The sequence below is a fragment of the Exiguobacterium sibiricum 7-3 genome (genome assembly GCF_000620865.1).
GTDB classification, from domain to species: Bacteria; Bacillota; Bacilli; order Exiguobacteriales; family Exiguobacteriaceae; genus Exiguobacterium_A; species Exiguobacterium_A sibiricum_A.
In genome coordinates this window covers 1,452,037-1,466,139 of the sequence record NZ_KK211190.1, presented here as the reverse complement: position 1 = coordinate 1,466,139, position 14,103 = coordinate 1,452,037, and the positions used below count along the sequence as shown (strand labels likewise).

The 14,103-nt window shown below is 49.5% G+C and carries 16 protein-coding genes; 12 read left to right on the top strand and 4 right to left on the bottom strand.

What is annotated here, in order from left to right:
* Position 1: 1 nt before the first annotated feature.
* From parC to P402_RS0108345, 10 genes are all read left to right on the top strand, one after another.
* Positions 2–2,407, top strand: coding sequence for a DNA topoisomerase IV subunit A (gene parC, locus P402_RS0108390; protein WP_026828263.1), 2,406 nt, complete (start codon positions 2–4; stop codon positions 2,405–2,407).
* 330 nt (positions 2,408–2,737) lie between these two features.
* Positions 2,738–3,208 carry an NUDIX domain-containing protein gene (locus P402_RS0108385; RefSeq protein ID WP_233494529.1) on the top strand — a complete coding sequence of 157 codons (471 nt, stop codon included), beginning with the start codon at positions 2,738–2,740 and terminating at the stop codon, positions 3,206–3,208.
* Between the two features lie 229 nt (positions 3,209–3,437).
* On the top strand, positions 3,438–4,085 hold the full coding sequence (locus P402_RS0108380) for a hypothetical protein (RefSeq protein WP_026828262.1): 648 nt from the start codon (positions 3,438–3,440) through the stop codon (positions 4,083–4,085).
* Positions 4,082–4,876: a DUF3307 domain-containing protein gene (locus P402_RS0108375; RefSeq protein WP_026828261.1), complete on the top strand. Its 795-nt coding sequence runs from the start codon at positions 4,082–4,084 to the stop codon at positions 4,874–4,876. The genes P402_RS0108380 and P402_RS0108375 overlap by 4 nt, the downstream gene beginning before the upstream one ends.
* Before the next feature lie 75 nt (positions 4,877–4,951).
* The gene (locus P402_RS0108370; protein WP_026828260.1) at positions 4,952–5,503 is read left to right on the top strand and encodes a histidine phosphatase family protein; all 552 of its coding nucleotides are present in this window, start codon (positions 4,952–4,954) and stop codon (positions 5,501–5,503) included.
* 2 nt (positions 5,504–5,505) lie between these two features.
* Positions 5,506–6,378, top strand: coding sequence for a ComEC/Rec2 family competence protein (locus P402_RS0108365; RefSeq protein WP_026828259.1), 873 nt, complete (start codon positions 5,506–5,508; stop codon positions 6,376–6,378).
* 15 nt (positions 6,379–6,393) lie between these two features.
* Positions 6,394–6,609 carry a DUF3006 domain-containing protein gene (locus P402_RS0108360; RefSeq protein ID WP_026828258.1) on the top strand — a complete coding sequence of 72 codons (216 nt, stop codon included), beginning with the start codon at positions 6,394–6,396 and terminating at the stop codon, positions 6,607–6,609.
* 150 nt (positions 6,610–6,759) lie between these two features.
* Entirely contained in the window at positions 6,760–7,668 is a 909-nt protein-coding gene (locus tag P402_RS0108355) for an AAA family ATPase (RefSeq protein WP_026828257.1), read from the top strand.
* Position 7,669: 1 nt separating this feature from the next.
* On the top strand, positions 7,670–8,716 hold the full coding sequence (locus P402_RS0108350) for a DUF58 domain-containing protein (RefSeq protein WP_026828256.1): 1,047 nt from the start codon (positions 7,670–7,672) through the stop codon (positions 8,714–8,716).
* Positions 8,713–9,687 carry a hypothetical protein gene (locus P402_RS0108345; RefSeq protein WP_026828255.1) on the top strand — a complete coding sequence of 325 codons (975 nt, stop codon included), beginning with the start codon at positions 8,713–8,715 and terminating at the stop codon, positions 9,685–9,687. The genes P402_RS0108350 and P402_RS0108345 overlap by 4 nt, the downstream gene beginning before the upstream one ends.
* Positions 9,688–9,910: 223 nt before the next feature.
* Here the strand turns inward: P402_RS0108345 and P402_RS0108335 are convergent, their stop codons facing one another.
* Together P402_RS0108335 and P402_RS0108330 are read right to left on the bottom strand one after the other, a co-directional pair.
* A complete protein-coding gene (locus tag P402_RS0108335; RefSeq protein WP_026828254.1) occupies positions 9,911–10,237 on the bottom strand; it encodes a hypothetical protein in 327 nt (108 codons plus the stop codon).
* Positions 10,238–10,379: 142 nt separating this feature from the next.
* Entirely contained in the window at positions 10,380–11,405 is a 1,026-nt protein-coding gene (locus P402_RS0108330) for a helix-turn-helix transcriptional regulator (protein WP_026828253.1), read from the bottom strand.
* Between the two features lie 112 nt (positions 11,406–11,517).
* Between P402_RS0108330 and P402_RS0108325 the strand changes: the two genes are divergently transcribed.
* A complete protein-coding gene (locus P402_RS0108325; protein WP_026828252.1) occupies positions 11,518–12,366 on the top strand; it encodes an alpha/beta fold hydrolase in 849 nt (282 codons plus the stop codon).
* Here the strand turns inward: P402_RS0108325 and P402_RS0108320 are convergent.
* Positions 12,352–13,020, bottom strand: coding sequence for a hypothetical protein (locus P402_RS0108320; RefSeq protein ID WP_026828251.1), 669 nt, complete (start codon positions 13,018–13,020; stop codon positions 12,352–12,354). The two genes, P402_RS0108325 and P402_RS0108320, sit on opposite strands and share 15 nt — an antisense overlap.
* A 196-nt stretch (positions 13,021–13,216) precedes the next feature.
* Between P402_RS0108320 and P402_RS0108315 the strand changes: the two genes are divergently transcribed.
* Positions 13,217–13,546, top strand: coding sequence for a YolD-like family protein (locus P402_RS0108315; RefSeq protein WP_026828250.1), 330 nt, complete (start codon positions 13,217–13,219; stop codon positions 13,544–13,546).
* 87 nt (positions 13,547–13,633) lie between these two features.
* Here P402_RS0108315 and P402_RS0108310 read toward each other — a convergent pair whose 3' ends face one another.
* A complete protein-coding gene (locus P402_RS0108310) occupies positions 13,634–14,095 on the bottom strand; it encodes a general stress protein (protein WP_026828249.1) in 462 nt (153 codons plus the stop codon).
* Between the last annotated feature and the right edge of the window lie 8 nt (positions 14,096–14,103).

Genomic DNA, 14,103 nt, shown 5'->3' with positions numbered 1-14,103 from the left:
TATGTCTAACCTGCAAAACATCCTCAACCTGTCCCTCGAGCAAGTCGTCGGGGACCGGTTCGGTCGTTATTCGAAATACATCATCCAGGACCGGGCCTTACCGGACGCCCGGGACGGGTTGAAACCGGTTCAACGCCGTATCTTGTACGCGATGCATACGGAAGGCAACTTGTTTGACCGCGCCTACCGGAAATCCGCGAAAACGGTCGGCGTCGTCATCGGTAACTACCACCCGCACGGCGATTCATCGGTGTATGAAGCGATGGTCCGTCTGAGTCAGGAGTGGAAACTCCGGTATCCGTTAGTCGACATGCAGGGAAACAACGGCTCGATCGACGGCGACAGTGCGGCAGCGATGCGTTATACGGAAGCTCGTTTATCGAAAGTCTCGAGCTTGATCCTCGACGGCATCAATAAACAGACTGTGGATTACACGCTGAACTTTGATGATACGACAGAGGAACCGCTTGTATTGCCGTCCCTCTTACCGAACCTTCTGATGAACGGTTCGACCGGGATTTCGGCCGGTTATGCGACGGAAATCCCGCCGCACCATGCCGGTGAAGTGTTGGACGCGGCAATTGGCCGAATCTCGGGAACGGTGCATACCGTCGATGATTTACTGACGCATATGCAAGGTCCTGATTTCCCGACCGGCGGAGTCGTCCAAGGGCTCGACGGGATCAAAAAAGCGTTCGAAACCGGTCGCGGGAAAGTCATCATCCGCTCGCGGGCAACGATCGAAACGTTACGCGGCGGACGCCAACAAATCCTGATTACGGAACTCCCGTATGAAGTCAATAAAGCGAACCTCGTCAAACGGATGGAAGAACTCCGCCTGGACCGCAAAGTCGAAGGGGTCGCGGAAGTCCGCGACGAGACGGACCGTGATGGTCTTCGTGTCGTCATTGAGCTGAAAAAAGAAGCGGATGCAGAAGGGGTGCTTCACTTCTACCTGAAGCAGACTGATCTGCAAGTCGCTTATAACTACAACATGGTCGCAATCCACGAGCGGACACCGCGTCAGATGGGCGTTCTCGCGTTACTTGACGCCTATCTCAGCCACGTCAAGGATGTCGTCATCCGCCGGACTTCGTTTGATCTCGAGCAGGCAAAACGCCGCCAAGAGGTCGTTTCGGCCTTGATGACGGCGATTTCGGTCCTCGATGAAACACTCGCGTTGATTCGGTCTGCCTCCAACAAATCGGAAGCGAAAGACAAGCTGATTGAACGGTTCAGTTTCACGGACCGCCAAGCGGAAGCGGTCGTCATGCTTCAATTGTATCGGTTAACGAATACCGATATCGTCGAATTGCAGGACGAAGCGGCGAAACTCGAAAAAGAAATCACCCGTCTCGAGAAGATTCTCAACGACGAAAAAACCCGGAACCGATTGATCATCAAAGAATTAACAATCTTAAAAGAGCAGGTTGCTGATAACCGGCGTTCGACGGTCGAAGCGGAAGTCGAAGAGTTGAAACTGAAGACAGAAGTCATGATTGCCGTCGAAGAAACGATGGTCTTCGTCTCGAAAAACGGCTATATCAAGCGGTCTTCGATGCGTTCTTTCGGAGCGACCAATGATTTGCCGGAGATGAAGGAACAGGATCGTCTGTTGTATCAAGGACAGGCGATGACGACGGATCACTTAATCGTTTGGACCGTCCAGGGGAACTATCTTTTGATCCCGGTCCATCAGTTACCCGATACGAAATGGAAGGACGGGGGACAACACGTCGCCAATCTCGTGCCGCTTGATTCCGGCGACCGGATTTTATCGGTTGATCTCGTCCGCACGTTTGACGAGACATCGCACTGTCTGTTCGTGACCCGCCAAGGGATGGTCAAACGTTCGAAATTGAGCGACTACAATGCCCAGCGGAAGTCAAAACCACTTCAAGGTGTCCGTTTACGGGCTGATGACGAAGTCTTGTATGCCAAGGTTTCTACCGGACAAGAGCAATTGTTCTTAACGACCCAGCACGGATTTGGTCTCTGGTTCACGGAAGACGACGTGCCGGTCGTGGGTGTCCGGGCAGCGGGTGTGAAAGCGATCAACCTGCGTGATCAGGATGTCGTTGCCGGTGCGATCGGCTTTAAACAAGCACCGAATATCGTCCTCTTGACGCAGCGGGGCGCACTGAAGAAAATGCGCCTTGCTGACCAGTTCCAAGTCTCGAACCGTGCCTTACGCGGCACGCAGCTGTTACGCGACTTAAAATCAAAACCGCATCAGGTCGCAGCATTAATTGACGTTACCCAAACAAAAGAACTGATTTTGATCGGAAAAGAGCAGGAAAAGACGATTCAAGTCCAATCGTTGTCCTTCCTCGACCGGTTATCGAACGGTTCGTTTGCCTATGACGAAGAAAAATTTGGTCCGCTTCTCGATTGGTATACCGTTTGATGGTCAGATGCCCCTCAGTTTTGCAGAGGGGTGTCTTTTTTTATGAAATACGGCGTAAAGTCGCTCTTTCCCGTTCGTTTCTAGCTTTCTGACGTCTGTTTTTCCCGCTTTTTCAGACTTTTCTTCGAATTATCGGCAAATCACCCGTTTACAAATTGAAACGACCGGCAATAACCGCTACAATAAAAGAAAATGGTCAGGCAAGATTACCACGAAGTATGTGGAGCGGGCAGTTCGGAGCTTTAGCTTATAGGATTCGTTTCATCAAGCAGCTACGGACATGTTCCTCGGCTGCTTTTGTGCCATCTGCCAACTGGAGAGGTGATGACGATGAAATTCAGAAGACGCGAAAAAGTAGCAATCTATATCACACGGGAGCAACCAGAGGGATGGGAACTACTTGTTTTTCATCCGCAATCCGCTCCAGACAGTGATTGGCAAATTCCTGCCGGCACAATCGAAGATGCTGAAATCGCCAAAGAAGCCGCGGTTCGGGAAACGCTCGAGGAAAGCGGTTTATCGCTCGCGACCGTCCAGTACGTAGGTGAAGAAGAAATGCGTTATCCGGAACGAATGCGGGTGCATTACACGTATTTCTATCATGCTCATATCGAATGTCAGGAAAACAGATGGACGCATTGTGTCGCTGGTGACGGTCAAGATTGCGGTGATTTTTTCCATTTCGCTTGGTTACCGCTTGAACGAATCACGCAACTCGAACGCCGGCATCATATTTTCCTGGATCGTTTGATGAGCCGCTTGGAACGGACACATCATTACGATTGTCGAAAACACGGTTAATCCCGTGTTTTTTTGTTTTGTCTCACTATGTTGAGTTTACCTTAATTATGAGACGTTATTTGTTAACTATTGATAATATATGTTATGTTAACTTAAGAAAAAAAGAACGCAACTGTCTTTGTTTTTTTACGCTTCCCTGTTACTCTAAATACAGTAACACGTCTATTGTTACCCTTTAACCGGTAACAATAGATAAGTAACCGTATATTCGGTAACAAGGAGGATTTGTATGCAAGCTGTCGCAGTTTCATTTGATATTCGAAATTCCCGTGCTTATTCCAGTAAAGAACAATTGTTAACCGATTTACATCGATTGGCTGATCAGCTGAACGATGCCTTTCCCGAAGCACTCGTACCGTTTCAAATCAAGTCCGGTGACAGTCTGCTTGGTGTATTCAACGAATATGCCGTTAGTTATCCGCTCATATTGATGCTGTTGAATCAACCTCTAAACGGCTATATCGGGATCGGATTCGGTCAATATGAGACGTTATCGACGGCTAATGCTGATGAAGCGAACGGGAGTGCCGTTATTTTCGCTTTCGAAGCCCAGGAAGCTGCAAAACAGACCGCAAATCAGATTGCTTTTTCAGGACCACCCTATTTGCCGACCGCCCTGCTGAACGGTTATATCGAGATGCTGTACCCTGCTTATTTCGGTAAAACGGACCGGCAAATCGAATTGCACCGGCTGATGGATCAGCATCCGGATGCTACTTATGAAGAAATCGGCTTGAAGATGGGCTTTCAAGAAAAAGATGCCCGGATGAATGTCTCGAAACTCGTTGCCCGCTCCCAACGTAAACAACGTAAACGCCTGGAACAGGCCTTGATTGATGCCTTAAAACAGTTGCAAGTCTGGGAGGCGATCGGATGACTTTGTTGTTAAGCCTGCTCCTCATCCACCTGCTGGCAGACTTCCCGTTCCAGAGTCAACGGATGGCGAAGTCGAAACAACGCAAGTTGCGGGTATTACTCGAACATCTCGCTATACATAGCATCGGCACAGCCGCCGTCCTCGGACTCTTTTACCAGATGGATGACGTGACTGGTCCGACGGCCTGGATGATCGGTGGCGGAATCATCGTCACACATGCCTTGCTGGACGGTTCGCCCTTAAAACGACTGTTGCCCCCGGCCCTTGCCTTTTGGATCGACCAGCTGCTCCATATCGCCATTCTGACGGGGATTGTCTTCTTTTTCACCCCTGTCGCTTGGCCGGTATCGTTTACGTTACCGGAGCAAATCCTATGGGTCAGCGTCTGGGGTTTGATTGCGACAGAATTGATCGGACGCGGGATTGCCCCGTTGCTTGCCCCCTTCGCACCCCGCTTGATTGAATCGCATTTTGAGCGGAAGGTCACACGAAAAGAACAACTGGACGGTCTGAAGCGGTCCGTCACGCATGAAGTCGAAGATTCTGCCCGCAGTTATACGACGGAAATCAACGGTGTAGGCCGTTATATCGGGCTCGTCGAACGGGCCATCATCGTCTGTCTGGTGGCAGTCAATGCAACAGGCGCCATCGGATTCATCATTGCCTTGAAGGCATTAGCCCGCTTTAAACAGTTTGACGACCGCCGCTTTGCGGAATATTATATCATCGGCAGTTTACTGAGCATTCTCGGTGCTTTGCTGTGCGGGATGGCGATTCGCCTTGCCCTGTAACGACAGCAAGACGATAGATTGAGAGATAGAAAGAGAGGTGGACGGTTTCTTGACGCAAGCGACCGTCGTAAAATCATGAAACAGATTGGATTAGTCAGACACCACCGGGTAACGGAAGGTTACCCGACCAAAGGCTGGATCAGCGCAGCCGATATCGAAGCCTGGATTGAGCGTTATGACGTCTCGACGATCGATGTCCAACCGGTTGAACTCGGCAACATCGACTGGACGATCTGTTACGCGAGCAGTATGCCACGGGCCGTCCAAACAGCGGAAAGCGTTTATGGAAAGGACATCATCGTGACGGATTTATTACGTGAAGTGCCGTTCCCGACCATCCGCTCGCGGATTCGTCTTCCGTTCCTCGCCTGGGCGTTGATCGGACGACTTGTCGCTCCATTCAGTAAACGAATTCAAGCAGAGATCAAGGATGCCAACGAGCGGATTACGATCCTATTAAACCAATTGACGTTTGAACAAAAGGAACACGAACGTGTTTTGCTCGTCGGACACGGCGGGATGATGATTTTGATGCGGTCTGCATTAAAAAAGCGGGGATACATCGGTCCCCGCTTCGGTCATCCACGCAACGGCATGTTGTATCTGTTTGAGAGACGGGAGGAGTAAACATGAAATGGGGTTCCGTTGCGTTGCTTGCCCTGTGTCTGATCGTCGTCTTTTACATGACACGCGACGACGAACCGCTACCGGGCGACCGTCCGGATACGGCTTCGGTCATCAATGTCTATGGCTTTGACGTCGGTCAAGGCGACAGCACATTGATTCAGACGAAAAACGATACGGTTCTGATTGACGGTGGGAACAACGGTAAAGGGGACGATATCGTCCGCTATCTCAAAACGCTTGGTATCACCCGCTTGACGGCAGTCATCGCGACGCATCCGGACGCAGATCATATCGGCGGACTGGATACGATTCTTGATGCTCTGCCTGTTGATCAAGTCTATGCCCCACGTGTCAATCACACGACAGAAACCTACCGTGATTTTCTACTCTCAGTAAAAAAACAAGGCGTGACCATTAAAACGGCTAAGTCCGGGGTTGTGATTCCGATTGAGGCGGTTCGTTTAAAGTTACTCGCCCCGCTCCGTGACGGGACAAGTGATTTAAACAGTTGGAGCGCGGTCGTCCAGCTGATTCATCAGGACAATAGCTTTCTCTTCATGGGAGACGCTCCGATTCGGACGGAACAGGATTTGCTCGAATCCGGAATGGATTTAAGGGCTGATGTGTTAAAAATCGGTCATCATGGCGCCGATACGTCCTCCTCAATCCCGTTTTTACAAGCGGTCCACCCGTCACGTGCGTTGATTTCAGCCGGTAAAGGCAATGCTTACGGTCATCCGCGTCCGACCGTCATGAACGCTCTGGCAGCGGAAAGCATCACGGTCGACCGGACAGACCGGATGGGCACCATTCAGTACATGTCAAACGGCCAAACGATTCAAGTCAAAAGCCGGACCGACTTACGTCCCGAGTAAAGGAGAGGATGCACGATGAAGATGACCGTTACCGAATTTGACGGAGATCAGGCGATTTGTGAGACAGAGAACCGTGAAACGATTCAAGTCCCCCGTTTGCGCCTGCCCCATGCCGCAACCATCGGAGATTGGCTCGAATGGCGCGGTCGTTCAATCCGGATTCTCCGGGACGAAACGCAGAACCGCCGCCGGCAAATCGATGACTTAATGGATGAACTGTTTGAAGACTAAACACTGTTCCTTGACCCTGAACCGGTCAAGGTTTTTTTTGTTTCTCTTCTAGTAAAACCAGTAAATCTGAGAAACACACTTAAATCACTGGCGGTTTTATCTGAATTTTCGTAAACTTTAAGAATACGAAACAAAAAGGGGGATTTATCCATGTTCCAACAATTACGAACGAACTTAAAGCAAGCGGTCCTCGGACAAGAACATGTCATAGATCATCTGCTGATCGGTCTGTTGTCGGAAGGTCATGTGCTACTCGAAGACCGGCCGGGTACCGGAAAAACGACACTCGCCAAATCACTGGCCAACACACTCGATGCCAAATTTTCCCGTATCCAATGTACCGCGGATACGTTACCGACCGATCTGCTCGGAATGGAATTGTTTAATCCGTTGACCGGGTCATTCGAACAACGGTTTGGTCCGCTGTTCGCCAACATCGTCCTTGTCGATGAAATTAACCGGACGACGCCGCGGACACAGTCCGCCTTACTCGAAGCGATGGGTGAAGCACAGGTCACGATCGGAGATACCTCTTATACGTTACCGCAACATTTTTTAGTCATCGCGACTCAAAATCCTTTTGACGGTCAAGGGACGTTCCCCCTTCCCCACGCACAACTCGACCGCTTTTTGTTTAAACTGTCGTTTGCACCGCTCGATCGACGGGTCGAAAAAGCGTTGTTGCAAGGGGCTCACTTACAACCGAGTACGTTCCAGCTGCCACTCGAGCAACTGAATACCTGGAAACAGGAAGTACAAGCCGTCACAATCGAAAACGCCGTCGAAGACTACCTGCTCGACGTCTGTGATGCCTTACGGGCGCATCGGGACGTCGAAATCGGTCCAAGTCCCCGAGCTACCCTGGCGCTCCTGCAAGCCGCACGAGCACGGGCCTGGATGCATGACCGGACGTATGTTACTCCGGAAGACATTAAGCAACTGGCCAATCCGCTGCTTGCCCACCGGCTTGTCCTGACACTCGAGGCGACATTGAAGATGACGAACGGTCGCTTGGTCCAACAGATTTTGGAGTCGTTGACTGTTCCGACCGAGGTGTAACATGCAATTGATTACACCGAAGTCCTTTCATCCGATGATTTTATTTTGGATTGCCGTCGCAGCCGGCATCTGTACTCTGTACGGCTCGATCCTGCTTGCGACACTGCTCGTCGCCTACACGTTATATGGTTATCTCTTACCGAAGTATCTCGAGTACCTTGGAGAACGTCTGAGCGTCCGGCTCGTCGAAACGGTCCGGGCTTTCCGGGACGATCGGCTTGTCATCCCGTTTGAAATTCATAATCCGACACGGTTTTCCCTTGGAAAGGTGACAGTCTCCGGTCTTCTCGGGGAACAAGTCCGGATTGAAGACGCCAGCAGTCAGTTTTGGCGGCAACATGTCTATGTACCGCGTCAGGCCGACGTACCGTTTCAAATCGACGTCACGGCAGCCAAACGGGGAACGATTCGCATCCAGTCGTTTGATATCATGATTTCCGATCCATTTCATCTGATGACGTTGTATTTGACGTTACCGATCCAGCAACTCGGTCATGTCTTCCCTGATTTTGCGCCGGCATCGGTCGAATGGAATGAGCGCCAGATTCCGGGCGAGACGATTGACCGGTCGAGCCCGTTCACGGACCGCTCGAGCTTTCATTCGGTCGTCCCTTACGCAGGCGATGCGAAGACGATCTATTGGTCGGCTTATGCGAAAACAGGAGAACTGTTTTCCTATCAATATGACCGGATGCGCAATCATGATTATGCGGTCATCATTGACGGTCTGTCCGCGGACGGTTTAGCTTTACGCGGTGATTTTGAAAAATTACTCTCGCGTGCTGCGACGATTATCCGGGAACTTGAAAAACAAGGAGCATCGTACAGTTTATGGATTTCAATGGTCAACCGGGAGGGTCAGTGGTATCACGTGCCCTCAGGAAAAGGGAAGGAACAATTTCTGCGGACGATGGAATGCCTTGCCCGGATTTCCGAATACGATCTGCCGCTCGAACGCCGTTATTTCACAAAACGTCTTCAACGGACCGTCCCCTCGACGACCGCGGAAATTCATCTTGGACACCGCCATAAGGGGGTGAGCGCATGATTCTCTGGTGGATTCTCGTCATCAGTCTGTTGCACGCACCGCTTGTCATTCTGATTTTTCCGTTGCTCGCAGTCATCCCGGCACGTACCGTCCGGATCGGATTACAACTTGCAGCAGCGATCTCGTTTCTGTCCGTCTCTCCGCTGATCAGCATTTTACTGTTACTCGTCATCGCCCTCGGTACATGGCTCGAGACTGTCGATCAGCCGTACAAGTTCGCCATCAGCGCGACGGGACTGACCGGACTATGTCTGTTGTTCCCTGGACTTTCACCGCCGCTCGGTGCCTATCTTTTGCTCGGTCTGTTATGGGGGATCCCATTCTTAAGACAGCATCTCGTCGAATGGCGTCGGATCATCGCGGGTATCTCCTTGTTTCTCGGGGTCAGCCTCGTTCTCGTCATCTTGATTCGGCTGCTGAAAGAAGCACTGTTTGGTTCTGTCGCGAACCTGACCCGTCCGGCACTGGAAGCGTTCGGCTCTCTCTTTACCTGGACGTTGCCACTTGCGGAACAGATTGATCAAAAGACGCGTTCAAATACGACCGGCTTAGCGAATATTGCTCCGCAAGAAAGTCTAAAGGCGGCCAGCATGAGTTCCGATACGCTGTTTTATTTGAACATGGCAGGGATTATCCTGGCGATTCTTGTAGTCGGTCTCACTTTCTACTTGATTCGAAAACGACAGGTCGTATCAGCGGAAGCCGAACCAGTCGTTCGGACGACAGTGGCGAAGCAACCGGCTCCTATCAAAAAGCACAGCCAGCACCCGCTACTAAAAATCGCCTCGCAACTCGAACAGGCTTTTCCGCGGCGTCACGAGGAAACGACCGTCGAATGGTTAACGCGGATCGAGTTTCCGGAAGCCGTAGCCCACGCACGGCTTCTCGACGGGATTGAATTCAGCCGCAGTGAACCAGCGTACGATCTCCAACTGTTTCGAAAGTATGTCCGGGAACAAATCGAACGCTAAATCAAAAGAAGGTGCTCCGATACCGGAACACCTTCTTTTGGTTATTTAGAATCAATTTTAGACGCTTTACGCGCGATGATGACAATAAAGACGATGGCAGCAACCGGAAGCACGAGTGGCATCCAGTCCAGGATATACTGTGTATTCATCGTATCCCCTCCTCCAAGACATGCTGATACTCTACACGTAGCATATTCCAAAAGGCGAGACCATGCAAGCATCATCAGATCCGCGGTAACATCGAGTAGATGACGGAATAATAGATCAAGACACTGGTCGAGATACTATAGATGACTAATATGTAAGGTGTGAATTTCGGCTGAGCATGCCGTTTCAGCACTTTCAGCGAAAACATCGTGATGCCTAATGCGAATAAAGGACTAAAGCCGAAGACCACAAGATCCATGGACATCAGAAGCTCCGTACTGAAAAGGAGATTGAATGCAAAAATTGATAATAAATACCAAGACGTGTAAGACAGGCAGATGAAAAAGAGGTATGACACTCCCGCAATAACACTTCCCATCCGTGGTTTTTCCATATGTTGCATGATGCCCCTCCTGTAACAAAAATAAGATATCCTTAATGGTAATCGGAAAAAACGCTTAAAAATATTCAAATATGAATATACGACAAAAAACGACAAAAAAAGATCTTCTGCCCCATTAGGCAAAAGATTTTGTTCCATCGCTTTAGACACTTTCATTTATCGGTTGACTGGCAGTAATCCCTGTTTGATAGACTTTGGCAAGCTCCAAAACTTTGTTTTTAAAGGCTTCCCGACAAAAAGCCGGTTCAAGAATTTCTGCTTGTTCGGCGAACTGAATCAGCCACATCATGAACCCTTGAGAGAACAAGGCACCGACTTTGACTTCGAACCAGTCTCCATCTAAGCGACGGCAACGAATGTCCGTCCCGAACCGATCAACGACAGTCGGCATGACGCTCTCATGAAACTTTAATGTCAACTGTTCCTGTTCCCCACCGTACATATTGAACATACTGCTCAAATAAGTGGATTCGACCACGACCGGTGTCTGTGCCGGTTCGAAGACACTGCAATTGACGATTCGATCCACCCGGTACGTCCGAATCTCTTCGACGCGTTCATCACGGCCGATCAAATAGTAGTTGCCATTATCCACAATCAAATGAGCCGGGGCAACAAGGTAATAATCACCGTCCCGCCGCAACTCGAACTTTCGTGTTCGTTCATTGAACTTTCCTTGATATTGGAAACTGATGATATCCTGATCAATGATCGCCTTTTGGATGGTATCGATTGAAAATGGGATGACGCCTTTCGGTTTCTTGACGGTATGTATGACCGGTGTCAACGTTTTAGCGAGACGTTTACTCGTCAAGGTATGAATATTGCGGACCAGAATCTCCGTTTCGCTTTCGGAAATGAACTTCGCACTGGCAATCGCATCAACGAGCAAACGCAAATGGTGGTATTCGAACGGACGGCTGACCAGATGATACGGAATCGCGAGACCATTTTTGGTTACTTCCGCATGGATGTCAAAACCCGATTTCTCAAGAGCCGTGATGTCTTCTTTTAATGATTTCCGGGACAGTTTTTCAATCAATCCTCGTTTGGACAGTTTTGTACTTAGTTCTTCTAATGTCAACGTTTCTTCTTCATCGGAATACTGTTCAAAAATTTCACGGACTGCTAACAATCGATCCCGATTGGATAATTTTTCATTTGGCACGGGGCATCCTCATTTCCTATCCCTAAGATGTTTGATTATACTTGCATTATACCTTAAATAGGTATGAAGATTAACAATAATATGGAAATATTTAAGAGATAGGAGAATTTGGATGCAACACATTGCCGATTGGGAGGATTACCGATTCGATTACCGTGACAGCGGAACGGGTCCCGTCATTTTACTGATTCATGGTACACAATCCGATTACCGGGAAGTCTATCATGTAGAACGACTGATTGAAGCCGGTTATCGTGTCATTGTCCCGTCGCGTCCGGGATATGGAAAAACACCGCTCCATGTCGCATCAACGCCAGTTGAGCTGGCTGCTTTTTATAAAAGGTGGCTGGCTTCACGTCACATCGAACACTATACCGTATACGGGATTTCCGCCGGCGGACCGACAGCTATTGCGTTAGCGAGCAACAATCCGGCGGTCTGTTCACTCGTCCTTGCCTGTGCGATGACACACGAAATCTCGCTTCCTTATCAGGCATGGCTAGTTCAACCGCTCCTTCAACGTCCGTTGCAACTCCTGCAATGGGTACTGTGGCATTACGTCAAAGATAAGTTAATCAAGTTCCCCCAAGAAGCGTCTGTACGGATGGTCGAAATGACCAGTCTGTTACAACGTGACGAGATTCGCGGTCAATTGAATGGTGTCGATCAACAATTGTTGTACCAGGTCGGACTGCAGAACGGACCGGGCCGGGGTGTCTTATTTGATTTGACGCAACAAATCGACCGATCGCTCTTGCAGGCGATTCGCTGTCCGGTATTGATCATTCACTCCAAAGCGGACCGGGCCGTACCATTCGAACATGCCAGCTATGCCGGGCGCGCCATTGCACATGCCCAGTTCATCGAGTCGGCAAGTCCCGGTCACTTGATTTGGATCGGACCATCCGCGCGTCATGACGAACGAATGATTGAACGTTTCATTTCCTTAAATCACTTGTAAGCGAACACGAAGGTTCAGCTTTTCGTTTTCTTCCTCAATGGAAATGATTCCACGTGCCGTCAGTTCCTCAATCGCTAAGCGTGTCCGCTCCAGGTTAAAGCGTGCATAGCGGGCAATCTCCGATATGCCCATCCGGCAAGACAGTTGGTTGGCCTTGATTTTCGAGGAAGGTTTGGCAACGGAACGTTGCAATAAACGCCAAAAGACTTGCCGGGCATCATCGGATAACGCATACGCGTTTTTTTCGATGACAGGCGGCACGTAACGGATGTCTTCCCGAATGCGCCGAATCAGGTAGAGACTCAACCAATCCTCCACATCGGCCTGAATCCTGAAAAACTCAAACCACCATAACTGATCGAGTGCTTTCGCTTCATCCTGACGTAACGCCCAGGACGGCGGAATGTCATCAAACTCTTCATCGAGAAAATCTTCATAGTCCAAAGCTGTTTCATATAAAACCTGGGGTGGGATACGATCGAGCGTCTCCCGTTTTTGGTATAAATCAAAACTCATCCGTCGAAAGTGTTCGACCGAAGCGGCGACTTGACTGAGTTGCATCAACTGTTTGGTGATTAGACGGGCAAGGCCGTCCAGTTCAAGCTGAATGGCATATAAGTGTTTTTCAAGGGCAATTAACGTACTTCGTTCCATCAGACAGTTCCTCCTCTGTTCCTGGCATACTTCTAGTCTTTTTCCGCAAATCGGACATTCAAAACCATCCTCTGTTTCTTATCCAGTGCCTAGTGTCTTCGTCTTCCTGAAGCGGGTTTATCTCCCAAATAAATGGGGAATATTCTGATGCAGTGTCTTGTCTACATCTAAACGATTCAATCGGAGGTGGAACGACGTGTTACAGTCCAAGAAACGAACGGAGCGGAAGTGGCGACAACGCACGACACGGAATCATATCCTGCAATTGGAACACTTGTACAAAGCGCATCCCGCCCGACTGACGACGCAAACAAAGACTGTTTTCCCACAAGTTTTAGAAGATACCATCCGAAGCGGTCGAACGGTGACGGTCCGTTATCTCGAGCGCGGGACGGAAAACACATTGACTGGAACGGTTACCGCTCTTTTTCATGCTCGCGGAATCATTGAAATCAAGACATCAACCGGTTTACGACGTCATATCCCGTACAATGAGGTAATGGATATACGTGAATTGCTACTATAGACGAACAAGGGTGACGGATTCGAATCCGTCACCCTTGTTCGTCTAAGAAACTGACGATGCTGTCAGTTCCTGTTTAGTTGACGTTCCTCATTTTTTATCCAACTTAACGTTTTGGTCGGCTGGTAAGGTCGTCGTTGTTTCTTCCTCTTCGAGTTTCGGAACACCTGCTCCGTATTCTTTCGTCTCGTCTTCGACATAAGAAGCGGCGAATGCCGGATTCAGTAAGTCGGATTTTGAACCGACGATGACAATCCGACCATGGCGGACTTCCTCTTCCAAATCTTCTGCTACATCCTTTGTCATACCGAGTTCCGACAATTGGGCAATGCGGTCTTTTCGGTTACTGCGTACTGTTGACATCAATGTCTCAAAAAATGATTTTTTTGTTACCCGATATGCCAACGTCTGAGTGTCATTGGCAATCCGTTCTGCCAATTCTTCATCCTTCGCAAAGATGTAAATTTGTTTATTCGAATAGCCGCTTGACTTCAAGCTCGTCACTTCTGCGTCGACGGCCGTCATGTTCCGTACGATTCTTGTTTCAATCATCTTGTTTC

Excerpts from the sequence above, each read along its gene's own strand:
- parC (WP_026828263.1), top strand. The coding sequence starts at position 2 with ATGTCTAACCTGCAAAACATCCTCAACCTGTCCCTCGAGCAAGTCGTC.
- P402_RS0108385 (WP_233494529.1), top strand. The coding sequence starts at position 2,738 with ATGAAATTCAGAAGACGCGAAAAAGTAGCAATCTATATCACACGGGAG.
- P402_RS0108380 (WP_026828262.1), top strand. The coding sequence starts at position 3,438 with ATGCAAGCTGTCGCAGTTTCATTTGATATTCGAAATTCCCGTGCTTAT.
- P402_RS0108375 (WP_026828261.1), top strand. The coding sequence starts at position 4,082 with ATGACTTTGTTGTTAAGCCTGCTCCTCATCCACCTGCTGGCAGACTTC.
- P402_RS0108370 (WP_026828260.1), top strand. The coding sequence starts at position 4,952 with ATGAAACAGATTGGATTAGTCAGACACCACCGGGTAACGGAAGGTTAC.
- P402_RS0108365 (WP_026828259.1), top strand. The coding sequence starts at position 5,506 with ATGAAATGGGGTTCCGTTGCGTTGCTTGCCCTGTGTCTGATCGTCGTC.
- P402_RS0108360 (WP_026828258.1), top strand. The coding sequence starts at position 6,394 with ATGAAGATGACCGTTACCGAATTTGACGGAGATCAGGCGATTTGTGAG.
- P402_RS0108355 (WP_026828257.1), top strand. The coding sequence starts at position 6,760 with ATGTTCCAACAATTACGAACGAACTTAAAGCAAGCGGTCCTCGGACAA.
- P402_RS0108350 (WP_026828256.1), top strand. The coding sequence starts at position 7,670 with ATGCAATTGATTACACCGAAGTCCTTTCATCCGATGATTTTATTTTGG.
- P402_RS0108345 (WP_026828255.1), top strand. The coding sequence starts at position 8,713 with ATGATTCTCTGGTGGATTCTCGTCATCAGTCTGTTGCACGCACCGCTT.
- P402_RS0108335 (WP_026828254.1), bottom strand. The coding sequence starts at position 10,237 with ATGCAACATATGGAAAAACCACGGATGGGAAGTGTTATTGCGGGAGTG.
- P402_RS0108325 (WP_026828252.1), top strand. The coding sequence starts at position 11,518 with ATGCAACACATTGCCGATTGGGAGGATTACCGATTCGATTACCGTGAC.
- P402_RS0108320 (WP_026828251.1), bottom strand. The coding sequence starts at position 13,020 with ATGGAACGAAGTACGTTAATTGCCCTTGAAAAACACTTATATGCCATT.
- P402_RS0108310 (WP_026828249.1), bottom strand. The coding sequence starts at position 14,095 with ATGATTGAAACAAGAATCGTACGGAACATGACGGCCGTCGACGCAGAA.